Genomic DNA, 19945 nt, shown 5'->3' on the forward strand with positions numbered 1-19945 from the left:
ACTTAAATAAAAAAGACACTAAGGATGATGAGTCTTGAGGTGTCTTTTTTATTGCTAGTTCAAAACTATAGGTGAATGAGAGGGGGGAGGATAGACAAATACAAGGACGGGTTCGGCAATGTGAGTTGAATTCACGTACAATATCGATTCATTCGCAGGTATAGATCCTGCCTTATTGATTCTGTTCTCCCGTTGATGATTGACATACACATGGCTCAAGCAAAGAAATCTTTTCTGCAACAAAAATCGCAATTACATGCACGAAATCTGCATCGCAGTCGTTACGATTTTCCTCAGTTAATCAAGAGTTGTCCGGAACTTGCGCCTTTTGTCAGCCCGAATCAATATAACGATCTTTCAGTCAACTTTTCTGATCCTCAAGCTGTGAAAATGCTCAATAAAGCATTGCTCAAGCATTTTTATAGTATTCAATATTGGGATATTCCTCAAGATTATCTTTGTCCACCTATTCCGGGTAGAGCCGACTATATTCACTATTTGGCGGACTTGTTGAGTGATAGCAATAAAGGTCAGATTCCAATAGGACACGCCGTTCACGTATTAGATATTGGGGTGGGCGCGAACTGTATTTATCCGATTATTGGTCATCGTAGTTATGGTTGGAAATTTGTTGGCTCAGACATTCATCCTGCATCGGTTAAAAGTGCTCAATTTATTGTGGAGGCAAATCCAAATCTCAAAAAGGGGATTCAGATTCGATTGCAAAAGACACCGAGCAATATTTTCAAAGGCGTGATTAAACCTTCAGATCGTTTTGATTTGACCCTGTGTAACCCACCATTTCATGCTTCGCAAGATGAAGCAAATGCCACAGCAACGCAAAAATTACGCAAACTTGGCAAACCGGTTGATCGGTCTAAAGTGGTGTTAAACTTTGGCGGACAAAAGAACGAGCTGTGGTGTGACGGTGGAGAAGAACGCTTTGTTTGCCAGATGGTACAAGAGAGCACACAATTTGCTGAGCAATGTCTTTGGTTTAGTACACTGGTTTCTAAGAAAACCACATTGCCTATGCTGTTAAATACCTTGCGTAAGTGCGGTGCAGTGGATTTAAAAACCATTAAAATGACGCAGGGGCAAAAAGAGAGTCGTTTTGTGGCTTGGACTTTCCTAGATGCAAAGCAACAGCAAGCGTGGAAAAATGCGCGTTGGACTTCTGCTTAGCTTGTTTTTAGGCAGGAATAGTGAGCTTGTGGGCGCATAAGTCGGTGTAGTCGCTCAAATTTAATCTGACAGATACAATAAAAAAATCGGTAACTGTCAGATCAGGTTTGAGCTAGTACGATTAAGGAATATATTTTTTGACTACGCCATCATCGAGTAATTGCTGGAAATGCTCGACCAGACTTTCTTGTACCGGACGATACTCAATGCCGAGCTCATCTTTACTTTTCTGGGCATTAAAGAAAATTGGATAACCCATATTCAGTTCCACAAACTTAGAGCTAAAGCCTGCCAATGGCCCAAACAGTTTAAAGGCCGCTTTTGGCAACTGATTGCGCGGGAAGGGGAACTTATTGCCAAAATTTTCTCGTAAAATCTGACCCATTTCCAGCAGGCTCAGGCTTTCACTACAAATAATATAACGCCCATGTGCTTCCGGTTTAAATGCAGCACGGAGATGTGCTTCAGCGACATCCTGCACATCGACCACACCATTCCACATGGGTGGAACACCGAGTAGCGTCATGCCATTGGCGAATTGCTGCAAGACCTCGACACTGCCAGACTGGGTGTTGGGGGTTAAGGATTGACCAAAGACCAGCGCTGGATTAATACAGACCAGCTTCCAGCGATCCTGTGCTTCTGCCATCTCCCAGGCTTTGCGCTCTGCCATGACTTTGGAATAAGGATAAGGCTGATGTGTGGCCGAACTGGTGCTATTCCAGTGTGATTCATCAAAACTGTTATTTTCAGTTTGCAGAATATCAACCGCATCGCCATAAGTGGAAGCAATACTCGACGTGACGATCACGCGTTTTACGGATTCGGTATGGTTGACACTATTCAGGACATTTTCAGTGCCTAAAACCGCAGGTTCAATAATGTCTTTGACCGCATCTTTATAATTGGTCACCACAAAAGGCGAGGCCATATGAAAAACAATTTCACAACCTTGCATGGCCTGATCAAAAGAGCCTGGACTTAATAGATTGGCCTGAAATAACTTGAGAGTTCCCGCACTACTGTCAGCAATTTTTTCTAGGTGAGTAAAGCTTTTAGTTTTATTCAGATCGCGTACCGTGGCATGTACGCTATAGCCTTGCGTGAGTAATTTCTGGATGACCCAGCTGGCAATATAACCCGATGCACCGGTAACCAGAACCGGCGCTGTAGTATGTAGATGTGTCATAGTTAAACCATTGTTGTTTTAAATTTGTCTGCATCATAAGCGAAATTTAAGCATGAAGTACGCCAATGCGGTGATGTTTATACAAAAACTATTAATCTGACTGATCTTCATGAATATTTACAAAATTTAACCTGAATATTCTTTGGTGTATTTAGCTGTAGAGCCGAGCGCTGTAAAAATGCAAAGTATTGTTTTATAAATGGGATTTGATTCAGAACGAAGTGTAAATGCAAGTACTTCTCATTTTAATTATATAAAAATCAAATATTTAACCTGGTTAGGCTTTGCAAATCTGAATGCTTTTCTCCATAATAGCAGCATAAAGGTAGGGAGTAATTCAAATGCGCGGTAATCCAGAAGTCGTAGATTATTTAAATATGTTGATCGGTGGCGAACTGGCTGCTCGTGACCAATACTTGATTCACTCTCGTATGTATGAAGATTGGGGTTTAACCAAAATCTTTGAACGTATCGACCACGAAATGCAGGAAGAAGCCCAGCATGCGGATGCGATTATCCGCCGTGTATTGTTCCTTGAAGGTACACCGAACATGCAACGCGATGACGTTGAGATTGGTGAAGATGTCGTGGGCTGCCTGAAAGCCGATCTGAAACTTGAATATCATGTGCGGGAAAAACTGGCACAAGGCATCAAGCTGTGCGAAGAAAAAGGTGACTATATCACCCGTGATATGCTGCGCCAGCAAATGTCAGATACTGAAGAAGACCATACCTACTGGTTAGAAAAACAGTTGCGTTTAATTGAACTGATTGGCTTGCAAAATTATATTCAATCACAGATGTAAAATCGGATTGAGAAAAAACCCAGCATATGCTGGGTTTTTTTTATATGTTGTAAATAGTTAGTTGTTATTACTCATAATTCCAATTTTTTTGACATCCAGACGCTGTGCAGAAGCCATGACCATCGCAATATGTTTATACTCGGTGGCACGATCCGCTTTGATTTTAATCTGATCCTGATCTGCTTTTCTGGCCACTGTTTGAAACAGAATTTCCAGAGCCTGAGGGCTTTCTACGGGCTGTTCATTCCAGAACATTTTGCCTTGTGCATCCAGACGTAATTCCACCAGCTCAGGCGGTTTTTCATCGGTCACAGGTGGCGTTCCGTTGGGCAGATCGATATTAATAGAATTATTTGGTAATGGAATCGTGATAATAAACATAATCAGCAAGACCAGCATGACATCAATCAGTGGCGTCATGTTGACATCCAACATCACATCATCATCTTGATTCGAACCCACATTCATACCCATAAACTTAATCCTTCTTCGCTTTTAAGGTGTAGCGGGCGGTGTCGTGACAAAAGCAATTTTGCCAATACCGGCTTGTTGGGTGGTACTAATCACCTGATCAATCGCCTCATAAGGGGTTAACTGATCGCCGCGGATATGTACTTCAGGCTGAGGTGTCTTTTGCGCTTCAGCCTGTAAGCGGCTCAGTAAAACGGATTTATCTGCAATATAAATTTCGTTCCAGAAAATATCTCCAGTTTTATTGACGGCCAGCTGAACATTGTCTGGTTTGGTTTCATAGGGCACATTTCTTTCTTCAGGTAGATCGACAGGGACGGTATGGATTGCGACCGGCACAGTAATCAGGAAGATAATGAGCAGAACCAGCATAATATCAACCAGAGGTGTGGTATTAATGGTTCCAATTACCTCATCATCGCTGTCGTTTGAATTGACCATCATTCCCATGGCTGATGCCTCACTCTTACTTTACGTCACGATTAACAGAATTATTGGTCGTGATTTCACCGCTGAGTAATACTGCGTGCAAATCAGAACCAAAAGTACGCACTTCTTCCATGACCGCTTTATTACGGCGAGTCAACCAGTTGTAACCGAGTACTGCCGGTACTGCGACTGCCAGACCGATTGCAGTCATGATCAGTGCTTCACCTACCGGGCCAGCAACTTTATCGATTGATGCCTGACCTGAAACACCAATGGCAGTCAGTGCATGGTAGATCCCCCAAACTGTACCAAACAGGCCAACAAAGGGTGCAGTCGAACCGACTGTCGCAAGGAAGGCCAGACCGCCACTCAGATGGTTCTGAATTTTGTCGATTGCACGCGAAATCGAAATGGTGACCCAGGTATTGAAATCGATACGCTCAAGTAAATTACCACCATGATTTTTGGTTGAATTGATGCCTTTTTCCGCAATAAAACGGTAGACGCTGGCTTCGTCCAGGTTTTCGGTCGCATTATCCAGAGAAGAAGATTCCCAGAAGGTATTTTCAGCTTGTTTGGCCTGTTTGCGTATTTTGCCTTGTTGCAGGCATTTGCTGATCATGATGTACCAGGTACCGATCGACATGACAACCAAAATAAAGAGGGTGATTTTAGAAACGATATCACCTTCTTTCCACATGGCTTCTAAACCATAAGGATTATACGCAGGCTCTTCGGCTACGGGTTCAGCCGGAAGTGGTGGCGGAGTAGGTGTTGCAGGTGTTGCGGGTGTTGTAGCCGTTGTTTCAGTGGTTGCACTCGTATTTGGAGTAGCGGACTGTTCTGCAAAAACAGCTTGCAAAGGTAATAAGGCGCTTATGGCAATCACACCAGCAGCAGTCATATTTTTTAAAGGTTTTAGTGATTTTTTCATCATAGATCTCCTGATTTTTTTCTTTATCTGTTGTATCTGTTAGTCAAGGACAAATTCATAGGGAATGTCATACCAAGATTCTTGCGGCTCACCATTTTTCATGGCCGGCTTAAAGGTACATAAACTGAATGCCTTAGATGCTGCACGATCCAGTGAGCGACTACCGCTCGAACTTTTTACTTTGGCATCCTGGACCTTGCCGGTGGTATTTACATATACAGAGATCAGAACGTCACCTTGCTCTTCATTCATCAGTGCATCACGTGGATAGTCTGGGCGTTTACAACCTGCTTCACCTTGTGTCACCCCACGAGTGACACCAGCGGGTGGAGGAGCTGGTGCTGGAGCGGCTGCGACTACTGGAGCCGGTGCTGCTACCGGACTTGGCGAAGGACTCGCTGCAACGGGAGTAGGTACTGCAGCAGTTGTCGGTTGGGTTGGCGTTGGAAGTGTTTTCTGTACAGGAACGACTTTTTCAACCGGTTTCACCTCAGGCACTTGTGCCACTTTTTCCACGATTTTTGGTGGTTCAGGTGGTGTTTCTTTTGGTGGCTCAGGTTCAGGCGGTTTGATATCCTGAATGATCATCAGTTCTACCGGCTGTTCCGTTGGTTTAATAATGTCTTTTGCCATACCAGCCATGAGTACCAGGCCAACCAGGATATGCAAAAAAACCACCACCCCAATACCCGTCAGTTTCTTGGCGGAGTTTTTTTCTAAGTCTTCAAACTTTGTGCCCATCATGACTCCTAGAATTTAAGACAAACAGGAAATAGTGCACTGATGAGAAAATTGTTTTTGGTTACAGGCAGCATTATTTTTTTGTTCGACTAAAATTAAACGGGGAAAACTGCAAACACCGCTTGGCAGCAGTGTTTGCGAAAAGATTAATTAAAAGAATTTATAGGTACCACGTAAGAAGTAGGTACGGCCCATTGGGTCACCATGACGAGGATCATAGCCGTATTGGGCATTATTGGTTGCATCAGAAGCAGGTGGTTCTGCATCAAACATGTTACGGATACCAGCAGTTAGCTCCAGATTTTTGAATCCGTTATAGGTTCCTGCAAAGTTATAAAGCGTATAAGCACTTACATCACGTTCTTGTGAAAAGTCTTCATAACCACGGATATATTGTTGTTCTAGTCTCATTTTCCAGTTTTCATAAGACCAGTTGATATTGGCAATATGTCTCCAACGAACGACTGCAGGATCATCATAGATGCCCACCAAACCTTTCCATGAGCCACCCGGTTCTTCTTGCTCATCCATTTTGATGACATAGGTCCCATCAATGCCGAAACCGAAGCGGCCGGTCGCTGTCATTGGGGTTAAATAATTCAGGCTAAGGTCAATCCCTTCAGTTTTTAAGCCACCCATATTTTGTAAGGTGGTGTTTAAATACTGAATACGGCCATCTGGTGCATAAACGATCAGGTTGCCATAGCGATCAAGATCATTGAAAATATCATTAGGTGTAACTGAGCTAACTAGACCTTCAATGTCAATATTGTAGTAATCGGCAGTGAAGACCAGATTCTTGATCGGCTCATACACGAAACCGGCTGTAAAAGAGGTTGACTCTTCCGGCTGTAAGTCCGGATTACCACCCTGTTTACGCTTGAACTGCATACCACACTGATCGGCAAACTCGATGTTGTTCGGTGTGCCGTCTGCATTACAAAAACGCGGGTTATTAAAGTTGGTGCTGGTATTGGTTTCACTTTGTAAGGAGTTAATTTCCCACATACTTGGTGCACGGAATCCGGTGCTATAAGAGCTACGGAACATCAGTTCTTTCATTGGTTCCCAGCGTAGAGATACTTTTGGATTAAAAGTGTCACCAAAGTCACTATAGTCATCATAACGCGCCGCAAGTTGAGCTTCTAAGCTCGGCAAGATTGGAATGTGAAATTCGGTAAATACTGCAGTGATATCACGGTCACCAGAACTTGCAGGCTTGTCCGGATCAATACCACTACCTGGAACCTGTCGAACCAGATCCGCATTGACCTTGGCTTCCCAGTCCTGGGTGGTAAAGCTGCCGCCTAAAGCAAAGCCAACCTCACCAGCGGGCAGTTCGTAGATTGGACGACTGATAGTGAAGTCTACTGTGGTGGAATCCAGGCTAGCCATATTGGTCGCGCCTGCTACATCAAAGGTCGACCATTTTCCAGCATCTGCAGCTGCCTGAGGGCCAAATGGATTCAGAGTGCCATCGTTAAGTGCAGCCTGAACCTGACTCTGGTTCAGATAACCACTGACGAAATTGTCAGTTGCTTCACTTTTGGCATAGGTTACGCCACCATTTACATCCCAGCCTAAAACTTCACCTTCGACTCCTGCAAAGAAGCGGTTAGATTCATTCACTGACTGAGAAACACGGTTACCTGACTGTGAACGTAAAAAAAGTGGGACTCTTGTATCTGTAAGACCATCAATGCCTGGCGTAATACCTTGGCCCGGGTAGTATTTGCTGGTATCTGGAATAGAAAGGGTTCCAGCCCATACGTCTGGGGCAATTGAAGTGGTCACTTCACTTTCGGTATAAATATATTCAGCAACGGCATTTAATGAGTCGGTGAGTTTAAATGTACCTTTGGCTAAAGCAGAAAAGGTTTCTTCATCTGGAGTAATGCCAATGAGTGCTTGAGTATTTAACAGGCAGCGACTCCCTGAGATGAACATATTTGGAGCATTATTACAGTTCTGATTAATATAAGGGTTAACTATGCCTAGAGTTGATGATTGCAAGTTGGCAGGAAAGCCCGAACCGGAACCAATTGCCATGTTGAGTTCAGGAATTAGGCCACCACGACGGCTGACTTTACGATCTTTGGCCATGATCATGTCAGAAGTACGATAATCGATTACCCCGTAAACGTTAAAACCTTGTTCATCCAGATCGCCATAACCACCGAAAATAGAGACATCATACTTGTCGCCATTTTTTTCTTCAGGTGCTTGCAGGCCACCGGAAATACCAAAACCTTGATATTCTTTTTTAATAATAAAGTTAATTACCCCCGCAATTGCATCTGCACCATATACAGCAGAAGCACCATCACGCAGAATCTCGATACGTTCAACCATTGCCAGTGGAATGATATTCAGGTTAACTTCAGAAGTGCTGAAGGGGCTGTTGGCTAAACGACGGCCATTTAATAAAACCAGGGTTTTATCGGTACCTATACCACGAAGGTTGGCAGCAGAACCCGAAGTATTGCTTTTACCGATATTTTGGGAAACTGCAAAACCTGCCTGGTTCGCACTTACTTTATTAATGGCTTCTTCAACCGTGGTGACCCCCTGATTCACCAGATCTTCAACTTTAAGTACAGTGATAGGAGAGGCACTTTGTGCAGCTACCCCTTTGATAGATGAACCCGTCACTGTCACTTTTTGAACCTTGGTCGGTTGTGTAGCGGAGTTTTCTGGTTCATCGGCTGCATGCGCCAAAGACAAACACATCATACTCAAGGTAAGCGTACTTAACTTGAGTATTGTTTTGCCAACTGTTGGAGCCCCCATAGATCCGACTAATTTGTTTATTTTCATCGTAAAGTTCACCTTTCTTGTTGTGTGAAGATAATGCTGTATTTTTTTTAAGCAAAGCAAGTGCCAAGTTGGCTGGAAGTCTTGTAAAAAATTCAAAATATTAAGAAGTATTTAATTTATAACAGTTTAGAAAGGAAGAACTTGTGCGTCAGCGAAAACGGATGAGCTGTATTGGAAATGATAAGAAAAAATGATATTGCAAATCAGTAATATGGATTATTGTTAAGCATTATGTGAAAAATATGTGAACTAGTCGATATTTTAAAATTCTGAAACACAGAGTATGAATACTTTATTAGAAAAATATTATTGACTCATCGTTATAGATTAATGACTAAAAAATATGGATTTATTTGATCTGATTGTTAATAGCTGAAATAAGATGTGCTATAAAATGACTCATGAGTGACTTATTTTTGTGCAACAACTTGAAACTCATTGTAGGATTAATGCAATAAATACTACAAATTGTATCTAAGTAATATTTTAAATAAATATTAATTTAAATGATTAATAAAAATATACTTTTTGCTATACAAAGAACTTAATTGTTACTTAAAACTTAGGGTGGCATGAAATTAGCTTTAAAAGACTAAATTCATCATAGAGGCTGAATGTTGAACAATAACAAAAACATCAGGCAAATGAAAAGTGATTAATGCGTATAAAAAACTTACTCATTTTAATGACTTAAACCAACAAAAATAGGTATGAATTTGAAATCAGTAATTTTAAGGATGACAGTTCTAGCACTGGCAATGGTCTCGGCAGAAGGGGTTTCAGCAAAATCGCCTGCACAACCAGATAAAGTTTTGAATATTGCATTTGAAGCGCCTGATGATGGTTTCGACATGGTCAAGACCTATAATTTTTATAGTGGCAGTATTGCTGAAGCAATTTTTGAACCCTTATTACGTTACGACTATCTGGCGCGACCAGCCACTTTAACTCCGAATACTGCGGAAGCCTTGCCCAAGATCGAGCAGGATGGCAAGGTCTATACCTTCAAGATTAAACCCGGCATCTATTTTAGTGATGATCCGGCATTTAAGGGTAAAAAGCGTGAGCTGGTTGCTGAGGACTATATTTATTCCATGAAGCGGGTCATGGATCCTAAAAATCATTCGCCGACATTTTCGTTTATCGAGGGTAAAATTCTCGGCGCAGATGCTGTCATCCAGCAGGCCAAAAGTTCTGGTCAATTTAATTACAATGCGCCGATAGCAGGACTTAAGGCACTGGACAAACATACCTTACAAATCACGCTTACGCGTTCCGACTTTAATTTCCCTTATATCATGGCCTATGTCACTTTTAGCGGTACCGCTAGAGAAGTCATTGAGCATTATGGCGCGCGTGCAGGTCAGCATCCAGTCGGGACAGGGCCCTATCAATTGCATAAATATGTGCCGCGTAGCCGGATTGAATTAAAGGCCAATCCAGATTACCGGGGATTTAGCTGGAATTTTAAGGGTGAAAATACGGCCTGGGATCAACGTCTGGTAAAAGAAATGAGTGGCAAAAAAATGCCGCAAATTGGGATGGTCAAGGTCAGTATTATTGAAGAAGAACAATCGCGCTGGTTGGCGCTGAAATCGGGTCAACTGGATTATGACCGGCTCACTGCAAGCGGTGCCGAACAGGCCCTGGTCAATAAACAGCTCAAAAACGAATACAAGCAAAAAGGCATTTTGCATTATCCAAATAAAGACGCAGAAATCACTTATACCATCATGAATATGCGCGATCCTGTGGTCGGTGGAAATTCACTAGAAAAAATCGCTCTGCGTCGAGCAATCGCCTTGTCTTATAACCAGAATGAAGCCATTAAACAGTTGTATAAGGGACATGCAGATAAAGCTGAAATGACCATTCCCGAAGGCGTGAATGGGCATAATCCAGCTTATAAAAATAGTATTGCCTATAATCCGCTCTTGGCCAACAAGCTGCTCGACCGTTTCGGTTATAAAAAAGGTGCAGATGGCTATCGGACTTTGCCTGATGGCAAACCTTTGACACTGAAAATGAACTCGACCAGTTCCAGCTCTTCAGTGATTGCAGCGGAATTATGGAAAAAAAATCTGGATGCAGTTGGTCTACGTATTGAATTTAAAATCAGCAATTTCGCCGACAACCTGAAAGAAGCCACGCAATGTAAACATATGCTGTGGGGCGGTGCCTGGATTGCAGATTATCCGGAGGGTGAAAATTTTGCTCAACTCTTATATGGCCCAAATGCACAGCAGGGCAACCTGAGCTGCTATACCTCAAAAGCCTATGATGCTCTGTATCAGGCTGCCATGAAGCTGCCACCAGATCAGCGTACGCCCTATTATGAAAAAATGAACCGGCAAATCGAAGCCGATAATCCCTGGATTTTACACAATACCCGGGTGCGTAACTGGCTGATCCATCCTCAGGTTCAAGGCTTTAAGGCACATCCAATCATGAACTCCGTTTGGCAATATCTCGATATTGAACCAGTCAAAAAATAAACCTATTTAGATGAAGAGTATGATGAAGGGAAATTTATCAAAGCAATTCAAGCAACTGACGGGTAGTGTTCTGCTGGGAAGTTTGCTCTGCTCGGGGATCGTTTCTGCATGGGCCATTAATCCTGCAGATCCTAACAAGGTGATTCGGGATGTTTTTCCGGTGGCAGAAACCGGATTTGATCCCGCCGCAACGCACGATGCCTATTCAGCCCGGGTTAATAGCGCGATTTTTGAAAACCTGTTTAGCTATGACTATCTGGCAACCCCAGCCAAGCTGATTCCTAATACCGCGGTTGCCATGCCAGAAGTCAGTGCAGATGGTCTCACTTATACCATCAAAATCAAAAAAGGCATTTACTTCGCCGATGATCCCGTTTTTAAAGGTCAGAAACGTGAACTGACGGCTTATGATTATGCCTATTCATTAAAACGTCTGATCGATCCCAACTTGCATTCACCAAATAGCTGGTTGCTGGATGGCCGGATTAAAGGGCTGGAAGCATGGGTCGCCTTAGGCAAAAAGAATGGCAAAGTCTATGAAAACCCCTTTGAAGGCATTCAAACGCCAGACCGTTATACCCTGATTCTGAAACTGACCCAACCGGATCAAAACTTTCCGATGTTACTGGCACATGGCCCAGCAGCTGCAGTTGCCCGTGAAGTTATTGAAAAGTACCGTAATAAAGCAGGCTTTGCGATGGACAAACCAGTCGGTACAGGCCCTTATTTATTGTCACGCTGGACTCCGGGTTCACGCATTATTTTAAAAGCCAGTCCGAACTACCGGAGTTTTGTCTGGAATTTTAAAGCCAGTAGCAGCGAAGACCAGCCTATTGTGGATGCATTGCAAGGCAAAAAAATGCCGCAAATTGGTACGATTGATATCCGGGTCATTGAAGAAGCCCAGTCACGCTGGTTGGCCTTTAATAAAAATGAACTGGACATGACTGAAATCGACGGCGACATGGTGGTTCAGGCGCTTGAAAATGGGCTACTCAAACCTTCCTTAAAACAAAAAGGGGTTCAGTTATCTAGGATTACCGATCCGCTGATTGGCTACCATTACTGGAATATGCAGAATCCTGTGGTTGGTGGGTTCAGCAAGGAAAAAATTGCGCTACGTCGTGCCATGGCCATGGCTTACTCTACCGACAATATGATCAGTGTCTTGCTCAAGGGCGATGCCAATAAGTTACAGATGCCGGTACCACCCGGGGTGGTTGGTTATTCACCGGATTATAAAAGCAGTATTCCCTATTCGGTCAAGGCGGCCAATATGCTGCTTGACCGTTATCAATACAAAGTCGGGGCCGATGGCTGGCGCAGACAACCCGATGGTAAGCCTTTAGAGATTGAACTGATTGTCGGTAATACCAGTCGTGGTCAGCAACAGGCAGAATTCTGGAAAAAAGCCCTGGACAATATTCAGATCAAGATGGTCAGTAAAGCCATGCCATTTGCCGAGGCGATCAAGCTGGAAAAACAGTGTAAGACCATGTTTAAAAGCTCGGCATGGATTGCAGACTATCCGGATGCCGACAATTTTATGCAGCTTTTTTATGGCAAAAATGTCAATGTCACCAACAATGCCTGCTTCAAACATCCTGAATTTGACCGCCTGTATGAGCAAACCCAAAGTATGCCAGCCAGTCCTGAACGTGATGCAATCTATCGCAAAATGTCCCGGATTCTGGAAGTGAATATGCCGGTACTGATGCTATATAGCACCTATCGTAATGTCTTGTCGCAACCCCGGGTCATTGGTTATAAAAACCATCCGATTCTGTCTTCAGAGTGGATGTACATCGATATTGATAGCAAAAAGTAAGAAAAATCTGGAGATAAATATGAAATCGAAGTCTTTAAAATTAAGTAGCTTATGTTTAGTCATAATGGGGGGATATCAGGGGGTAGCGGCACAGACTCAAGCGCAGCTGCTGCCATTATTTAAGGCAGCAGAGATTCCATCTTTATGTGATGCCAATCTGGCCAGCATGCAAAAAGATATTCAGATATTTGAAAATCAGAAAATTAAAAATAAGGCCAAGGCAGGGCCTTATCTGGCTGAATGGGATGAATTACATGCCAAAGCCCGGGATTTTGGTGCAGCAGTCGGATTGTATAGTAATGTCGATCCAGACCCTGCATTGCGTCAGGCAGCAGATGACTGTGAGCTAAAAATCAGCAAGTACCAGACCACGCTGTACCAGAATCCGAAACTGTATGCCCAGTTCAAGAAACTGAAGGCCAGCGATCCGATTGATCAAAAATTCTTGCAAGATATTCTGGAGCAGTTTGAAAAAACAGGGGTACAACTCAGTGCAGAAAAACAAAAGCGCCTGAAAGATATCATCGAAGAATCGACCAAGCTGTCTCAGGATTTCGCCAAAAATGTACGTGATAATCCGCATAAAGTCGAATTTACCCCAGCAGAAATGAAAGGTCTGCCAGCCAGCTATATGGCGGGGTTAAAGAAAAATGAAAAAGGCAATTATCTGCTTGGCTTTGATTATCCGGAATACCAGCCATTCATGGAGCTGGCAGAAAGTGATGAAGCGCGTAAACGTTATCAGATGGCTTATACCCGCCGTGGGACAGAGCAAAACCTGCAATTTATGAAAAAAGCCATTGATCTGCGTTATGAGATGGCCCAACTTTTTGATAAAGAAAGCTATGCACATTCAGCCCTTGAATTTCGTATGGCAAAAACCCCTGAAGCGGTGAATTCTTTTCTAGAGGATGTATATAGCAAAGTCGCACCTTTAGAGAAGCAAGATGTAGAGGAGTTACGCCAGTTCAAAGCCGAGACCTTAAAAGTTCCACGAGAGAAAGCAGATATTACTCGCTGGAATCAGGGCTATTGGAGTGAAAAACTGCGTCAGGCCAAATATAAGGTCGATCAGGAAAAACTGCGCGATTACTTCCCGACCGAAGCGGCACAAAAATGGTTATTTGCTGTGTCATCAGAACTGTACGGGATTGATTTCAGGCCGATGAAAGTCAAGGCCTGGCACAATGAAGTGGAATATTATGCGGTACATGACACTGCCTCAGGTGAATTCTTGGGCGGATTATATGTCGATAAATACCCGCGTGAAGGTAAATATGGACACGCGGCCGTCTGGGGCGCCTATGGTGGCAGTACCCTGAATCAGCGTCGTCCGGTGTCGGTACTGGTCACCAACTTCAACCGCAAAGGTTTGAACAGCAACGAGCTGGAAACCTTTGTGCATGAAATGGGGCATGCCTTACACGGGATTTTATCGAAAACCCGCTATTCCGAACAGTCTGGTACATCGGTAGAGCGTGACTTGGTGGAAGCACCTTCACAGATGTATGAAGAGTGGGCACGCCGTCTGGAAACCTTATCAAAAGTGGCCGATTATTGTGAACCGGCTTGTCCACGTGTCGATGCTGCCATGACTGAGCGTCTCAAAGACGTAAAAAACTATGGTCGCGGTCTGCATTATGCGCGTCAGACTTTATATGCGCAGTACGATATGGCCTTACACAGTAAAGATGCCCTCAAGACCGACCCATTAAAATTATGGCAAGAGATGGAAAGCAAAACTGCCTTGGGTTATGTACCCGGTCAGCAGTTCCCGGGACAGTTCGGGCATGTGATGGGCGGCTATCAGGCAGGTTATTACAGCTATATGTGGTCCGAGGTGATTGCGCTAGATATGCTCTCTGCCTTTGGCGATCAGTTGATGGATAAAAAAGTCGGTGCGCATTATCGCAATACGGTCTTGGCGCAAGGCGGACAAAAACATGGCGAGCAGATGGTGAAAGACTTTCTGGGTCGTGATCCAGACAGCAAAGCTTTCTTTAATGAAATCTCTGGAAAAAATTAAGGAAGGCAAGCGATGCTGGCATATATTATTCGACGGCTCTGGCAAATGATCCCCACCATGCTCGGGGTGATTTTGCTGATCTTCCTGCTGTTTAACTGGGTGGGGGGCGATCCTGCCTATATCCTCGCCGGTAAAATGGCCAATGCAGAACAGATTGAAAACATCCGGCAACAGCTTGGCGTGGATCAACCGTATTATGTGCAACTGTGGATTTTCATCAAGCAGATTTTAACCTTCGATTATGGGGTGAGCTGGAGTACCGGCGAGTCGGTGGCGCAAATTATTAGTACGCGTCTGGGACCCTCACTGACCATTCTGATTCCACTGACCATTTTGCAAACCATTATTTCCATCATTTTAGCCTTGGGTGTGGCGTCAGTTCGCGGCAGTCTGACCGATCGCATGATCATGATGCTGTGTACCATCGGTATGTCGATCAGTATTCTTGTCTATATCATTGTGTTTCAGTACTTCCTCGCTTATGAGCTGAGCTGGTTTCCGGTGCAGGGCTGGAGTGATAATTTCGCTGACAATCTTTTCAAATACGCCTTGTTGCCTGTACTGATTATGCTGGTGGTGAGTATTGCCCCGACCTTACGTCTGTACCGCAGTTTCGTACTGGATGAAGTCAATCAGGACTATGTGCGTACTGCACGGGCCAAAGGTCTGGGCGAGAGCCGGATTCTGGGCGTGCATGTGCTACGCAATGCCTCGATTCCGATTATTACCGATGTGATGGCGGGGCTTCCAGCACTGCTGATCGGTGCTTTCCTGATTGAGCGTTTTTTCGGTATTCCGGGGATTGGTCGTGAAGTGATTATTGCCGTAGAGCGTTCGGATTTCCCGGTGATTAAAGCGATTACGGTCTATGTTGCCGCTGCGACCATGATATTCAACCTGATTGCCGATCTGATCTATAAATGGGTCGATCCACGCGTACAGTTGAAGTAGGTGAATTATGCTGAGTGCGATATTTAAAAAAGAGCAACACGCTCAAGCCGTGCCTGAGTCTACTTCGACAGGATTATGGCAACTGGCCATGCGCCGTTTGAAACGTGACCGGATTGCCATGTTCTCCTTATTGGTGGTGCTGTTTTATCTGCTGCTACTTTTGCTTTCCATGAGCGGTTTTATTGCCAAGGACTGGAATAAAGAAGTGGCGGTCAGTTATGCACCGCCAAGTTTTATCAGTGCAGCGCCGGTGCCGGCTGTTTCCGGTGAAGAACAGGAAGCAGAATCGGTCGTTTTACCGGTCAATCCAGTCGATCCTTTAAAAGAGGTGATTGCAGAACTCAATGCTGAAATTGCTGCAGAGCAAAGTATGGGGGGCAGCATCGATTATTATGGTGTAACAGATCCGCTGGCAGAAGACATGCACGTCATTAACCAGCAGCTCGGTGGTCAGCTGATGGATCAGGACAGCGAATTAAAACAGAGTCTGATCTTTGGTGCGGATAAATGGGGACAGGATGTTTTACAGAAAACCATTAAAGGTGCGGAAACCTCGATTCTGGTCGGACTGGTTGCGGCTTTGGTCGCTGTGATCATTGGCACCGTACTTGGTGCACTTGCCGGTTATTTTGGTGGCTGGGTCGATGATCTCCTTAACTGGTTTTATAATGTCTTTACTTCAATTCCTTATTTACTGCTGGTTCTGGCAATTGCTGCGGTGTTACAACAGAAAGGGATTTTATCAATCATCCTGATTTTAGGTCTGACCGGCTGGACTGGGGTTTTTCGTCTGGTTCGTGCCGAGTACATGAAACATACGGCGCGTGAATATGTACTGGCTGCCAAGGCGATTGGGGTGAGTAATTTACGGCGTATGTTTGTACATATTTTTCCGAATGTCAGTCATATTGCCTTGGTACAAATGTCCATTCTGGTGGTGGCTTTTATCAAATCTGAAGTGATTCTCAGCTTCCTCGGTTTTGGCGTGCCAATCGGAGTAGTGTCTTGGGGAAGCATGCTGAATGAAGCGCAAAGCGAGCTGATTTTAGGGAAATGGTGGCAACTGGCCGCAGCCTCGATTGCCATGGCAATACTGGTGACGGCTTTCTCGATGTTTACTGATGCACTCCGTGATGCATTAGATCCGAAACTGAAATAGGAGCGCAACCATGTCTGAAATCAATCCAAGTACAGCACCTGCGTTACTTCGCGTGGAAAATTTGCGTGTCAGTTTTAAAGGTGAAAATAAACAATATATCGAAACCGTAAAAGGGGTTTCTTTTGAAATTCCGGCCAATACTACGGTGGCATTGGTGGGAGAATCGGGAAGTGGCAAGTCGGTTACTTCACTGGCGACCATGGGCTTGCTCCCGACGGAAAGCGCGCGTATTTCCGAAGACAGCCGGATTATCTTTGAAGGGAAAAATCTGCTTAAGCTCAAAACCCGTGACATGCGCCAGATGTGTGGTAAAGACATTGCCATGATTTTTCAGGAGCCGATGTCCTCGCTCAATCCGGTATTTACGGTAGGCATGCAGATTGCAGAAATCCTGCAACTCCATTTGGGTATGAATAAAAAACAGGCGCGGCAACGTACTTTAGAACTGCTCAAAGAAGTGGGTATTCCTGCACCTGAAACTAAAATCGATGCCTATCCGGGACAGCTTTCGGGGGGGCAGCAGCAGCGGGTCATGATTGCCATGGCCATTGCCTGTGAACCCAAGCTGTTAATTGCGGATGAACCGACCACTGCCCTGGATGTCACCATTCAAAAGCAGATTCTGGACTTGCTGGAATCTCTGCGTCAGCGCCGTCAGATGTCGATGCTGTTCATTACTCATGATCTGGCTTTGGTGGGGGAAATTGCCGATCAGGTGATTGTGATGCGACATGGTGAAATTCGTGAACAGGGTTTGGTTCAGGACGTACTGGATCGACCTCAGGATATGTATACCCGGGCTTTATTGCATTGCCGTCCACAATTGTCGCAACGTCCGTTACGTTTGCCGATGATCAGTGATTTTATGAAACAGGATGGTTCAACCTGGCTGGACGATATCCACCTGAATACTCAACTTCCGCAACGCTCACGCGGACTCAAGGGCGGAGAAGAAATTATTCTGGATGTACGTGATCTGCAAAAATCTTTTTATAGCCGCAAAGGTCTGTTTGGCAAAGATGAATTTCAGGCGGTGAAAGGGGTTTCTTTTCAGCTGGCCAAAGGTAAAACCTTGGGGCTGGTCGGAGAATCAGGTTCGGGCAAAACCACCATTGGCTTGTTGTTGATGCGTTTGCAACAGGCAACAGGCGGTAAAGTGCTGTTTCAGGGGCGGGACATTTTGGCCATGTCTGAAAAGGAATTTAACCAGTATCAACGTAAAATCCAGATCATTTTCCAGAATCCTTATGCCTCTTTAAATCCGCGTTTTACCGTGGGGCAAATCCTGATGGAGCCAATGCAGATTCATAAAATTGGTCAGGATGATGCAGAACGCAAGCAAATGGCTTTGGACCTGCTGGAGCGGGTCAGTTTGCCTGCCCAGGCTTTTTATCGCTATCCACATGAATTTTCCGGTGGTCAGCGCCAGCGAATTGCGATCGCGCGTTGCCTGACTTTGAAGCCTGAGATTTTAATCTGTGATGAGTCCGTCTCGGCGCTGGATGTATCGGTACAGGCACAGGTCTTGAATTTACTGCAAGATTTGCAGGATGAATTTGGACTCAGTTATATTTTCATTTCACATGATTTATCGGTGGTGAAGTATATTTCAGATCAGATCATGGTGATGAATCATGGGGAACTGGTGGAAATTGCCAATTCAGATGAATTGTATCAGTCACCACAACATGAATATACCAAGCGTTTACTCAGTGCCATTCCGCAGGGGATTCCACAAAGCGCCTGATACATAATGCATAAAAAAGTCAGGCATTTGCCTGACTTTTTTTGTTTATATCAATTAAAACTTTTTAAAGCCTTTATTGACACCGTATGGACGACGTGGCGCATTTTCATCACGCTCTTCACGGCGACCAAAAGCTTGATCTGGACGAGTTTCGCGGCGAGGAAATTGAGTATTGCCATCACGGTTGTCACGACGAACGAACTGCGTACCATTTTGGTTTTCATTTCTGTCACGACGACCATAAGCATTGTCATCACGACGCTCGCGGCCAGGGTTATTCTGTGGTTGTTGTTCATCACTGTCACGACGTTGCTGACGCAAGAAACCGCCACGGCGTGCAGCCATCGGTTTATCCTGCATACGCTCGTTACGACGTTTCGCCATACCAAACAGGCCTGTACCTTGACGTGGTTTTAGTTCCACAGCTTTGGTCAGGTTGTCGATATCGTTTTTATCCAGTTCAATCCAGCGACCGGTACGCAGTTCGCGTGGCAGAATCACAGTACCGTAGCGGGTACGCAGCAGACGGCTCACTTTCAGACCTTGTGATTCGAAGATACGACGTACTTCACGGTTACGCCCTTCTTTTACTACGACCTGGAACCAACGGTTAATACCATCACCGCCGAGTTCAGAGAACGATTCGAATTTTGCTGGGCCGTCATCTAATACCACGCCTTTAAGCATGGTGTTTTTGATTTGTGGTGTCACTTCACCCATGACACGAACTGCGTATTCACGTTCGATTTCATTGGATGGATGCATCAAGCGGTTGGCAAGTTCGCCATCATTGGTGAACAGTAACAGACCGGTCGAGTTAATATCCAGACGGCCGACCATCACCCAGCGATCGCCCGGAATCGCAGGTAACTGTTCAAACACGGTCGGGCGGTTTTCAGGATCGCTACGTGAGCAGATCTCGCCTTCAGGCTTATAATAGATAATCACACGACGACGAATTTCGTCTTCAATCTGAAATGCAACTTTACGACCATCGATGCGAAGCTCATCACCTGGTTCGATTCGTTCACCCACTTGGGCAATTTGCCCATTGACGCTTACACGACCTGCGGCAATGACTTCTTCCATATAACGGCGAGAACCCAAACCAACGCGTGCAAGCACCTTTTGCAATTTTTCACTCATGACAGCATAACCTTAGAAATA

Annotated in this window: 14 protein-coding genes and 1 pseudogene; 8 read left to right on the forward strand and 7 right to left on the reverse strand. The window is 44.6% G+C overall.

Annotation, left to right across the window (positions count from 1 at the left end):
* Nucleotides 1-210 precede the first annotated feature (210 nt).
* Nucleotides 211-1185, forward strand: coding sequence for a 23S rRNA (adenine(1618)-N(6))-methyltransferase RlmF (rlmF, locus tag GVV58_RS11600; RefSeq protein ID WP_100357348.1), 975 nt, complete (start codon nucleotides 211-213; stop codon nucleotides 1183-1185).
* Between the two features lie 121 nt (nucleotides 1186-1306).
* Here the strand turns inward: rlmF and GVV58_RS11605 are convergent, their stop codons facing one another.
* A complete protein-coding gene (locus GVV58_RS11605) occupies nucleotides 1307-2374 on the reverse strand; it encodes an aldehyde reductase (RefSeq protein ID WP_159516615.1) in 1068 nt (355 codons plus the stop codon).
* 341 nt (nucleotides 2375-2715) lie between these two features.
* Here GVV58_RS11605 and bfr point away from each other — a divergent pair, with 341 nt between their 5' ends.
* Nucleotides 2716-3180, forward strand: coding sequence for a bacterioferritin (gene bfr / locus GVV58_RS11610; RefSeq protein ID WP_159516616.1), 465 nt, complete (start codon nucleotides 2716-2718; stop codon nucleotides 3178-3180).
* Between the two features lie 57 nt (nucleotides 3181-3237).
* Here bfr and GVV58_RS11615 read toward each other — a convergent pair whose 3' ends face one another.
* The 5 genes from GVV58_RS11615 to GVV58_RS11635 form a co-directional block, all read right to left on the reverse strand.
* A complete protein-coding gene (locus tag GVV58_RS11615) occupies nucleotides 3238-3654 on the reverse strand; it encodes a biopolymer transporter ExbD (RefSeq protein WP_159516617.1) in 417 nt (138 codons plus the stop codon).
* Between the two features lie 21 nt (nucleotides 3655-3675).
* Entirely contained in the window at nucleotides 3676-4101 is a 426-nt protein-coding gene (locus tag GVV58_RS11620) for a biopolymer transporter ExbD (protein WP_159138568.1), read from the reverse strand.
* A 16-nt stretch (nucleotides 4102-4117) separates the two neighbouring features.
* The gene (locus tag GVV58_RS11625) at nucleotides 4118-5017 is read right to left on the reverse strand and encodes a MotA/TolQ/ExbB proton channel family protein (RefSeq protein WP_159516618.1); all 900 of its coding nucleotides are present in this window, start codon (nucleotides 5015-5017) and stop codon (nucleotides 4118-4120) included.
* A 36-nt stretch (nucleotides 5018-5053) separates the two neighbouring features.
* Nucleotides 5054-5755 carry an energy transducer TonB gene (locus GVV58_RS11630; RefSeq protein WP_159516619.1) on the reverse strand — a complete coding sequence of 234 codons (702 nt, stop codon included), beginning with the start codon at nucleotides 5753-5755 and terminating at the stop codon, nucleotides 5054-5056.
* A gap of 150 nt (nucleotides 5756-5905) precedes the next feature.
* On the reverse strand, nucleotides 5906-8572 hold the full coding sequence (locus GVV58_RS11635) for a TonB-dependent receptor (protein WP_159516620.1): 2667 nt from the start codon (nucleotides 8570-8572) through the stop codon (nucleotides 5906-5908).
* Between the two features lie 737 nt (nucleotides 8573-9309).
* Here GVV58_RS11635 and GVV58_RS11640 point away from each other — a divergent pair.
* The 6 genes from GVV58_RS11640 to GVV58_RS11665 are packed head-to-tail and all read left to right on the forward strand — an operon-like array spanning nucleotide 9310 to nucleotide 18778.
* Nucleotides 9310-11067: an ABC transporter substrate-binding protein gene (locus GVV58_RS11640; protein ID WP_159516621.1), complete on the forward strand. Its 1758-nt coding sequence runs from the start codon at nucleotides 9310-9312 to the stop codon at nucleotides 11065-11067.
* 22 nt (nucleotides 11068-11089) lie between these two features.
* Nucleotides 11090-12895: an ABC transporter substrate-binding protein gene (locus GVV58_RS11645; protein WP_100534764.1), complete on the forward strand. Its 1806-nt coding sequence runs from the start codon at nucleotides 11090-11092 to the stop codon at nucleotides 12893-12895.
* Nucleotides 12896-12914: 19 nt separating this feature from the next.
* The gene (locus GVV58_RS11650) at nucleotides 12915-14921 is read left to right on the forward strand and encodes a M3 family metallopeptidase (protein WP_100534700.1); all 2007 of its coding nucleotides are present in this window, start codon (nucleotides 12915-12917) and stop codon (nucleotides 14919-14921) included.
* A gap of 12 nt (nucleotides 14922-14933) precedes the next feature.
* Nucleotides 14934-15872: an ABC transporter permease gene (locus GVV58_RS11655; protein WP_005172401.1), complete on the forward strand. Its 939-nt coding sequence runs from the start codon at nucleotides 14934-14936 to the stop codon at nucleotides 15870-15872.
* 7 nt (nucleotides 15873-15879) lie between these two features.
* Entirely contained in the window at nucleotides 15880-17031 is a 1152-nt protein-coding gene (locus tag GVV58_RS11660; RefSeq protein ID WP_005172399.1) for an ABC transporter permease, read from the forward strand.
* 10 nt (nucleotides 17032-17041) lie between these two features.
* Nucleotides 17042-18778 carry an ABC transporter ATP-binding protein gene (locus GVV58_RS11665; protein WP_005172396.1) on the forward strand — a complete coding sequence of 579 codons (1737 nt, stop codon included), beginning with the start codon at nucleotides 17042-17044 and terminating at the stop codon, nucleotides 18776-18778.
* Nucleotides 18779-19033: 255 nt separating this feature from the next.
* Here GVV58_RS11665 and rluB read toward each other — a convergent pair.
* Nucleotides 19034-19924 (reverse strand): annotated as a pseudogene (rluB, locus tag GVV58_RS11670) (23S rRNA pseudouridine(2605) synthase RluB); the annotation flags it as partial.
* Nucleotides 19925-19945: the final 21 nt, after the last annotated feature.

This window comes from Acinetobacter sp. 18QD2AZ41W, assembly GCF_009829025.1.
GTDB lineage: Bacteria > Pseudomonadota > Gammaproteobacteria > Pseudomonadales > Moraxellaceae > Acinetobacter > Acinetobacter pseudolwoffii.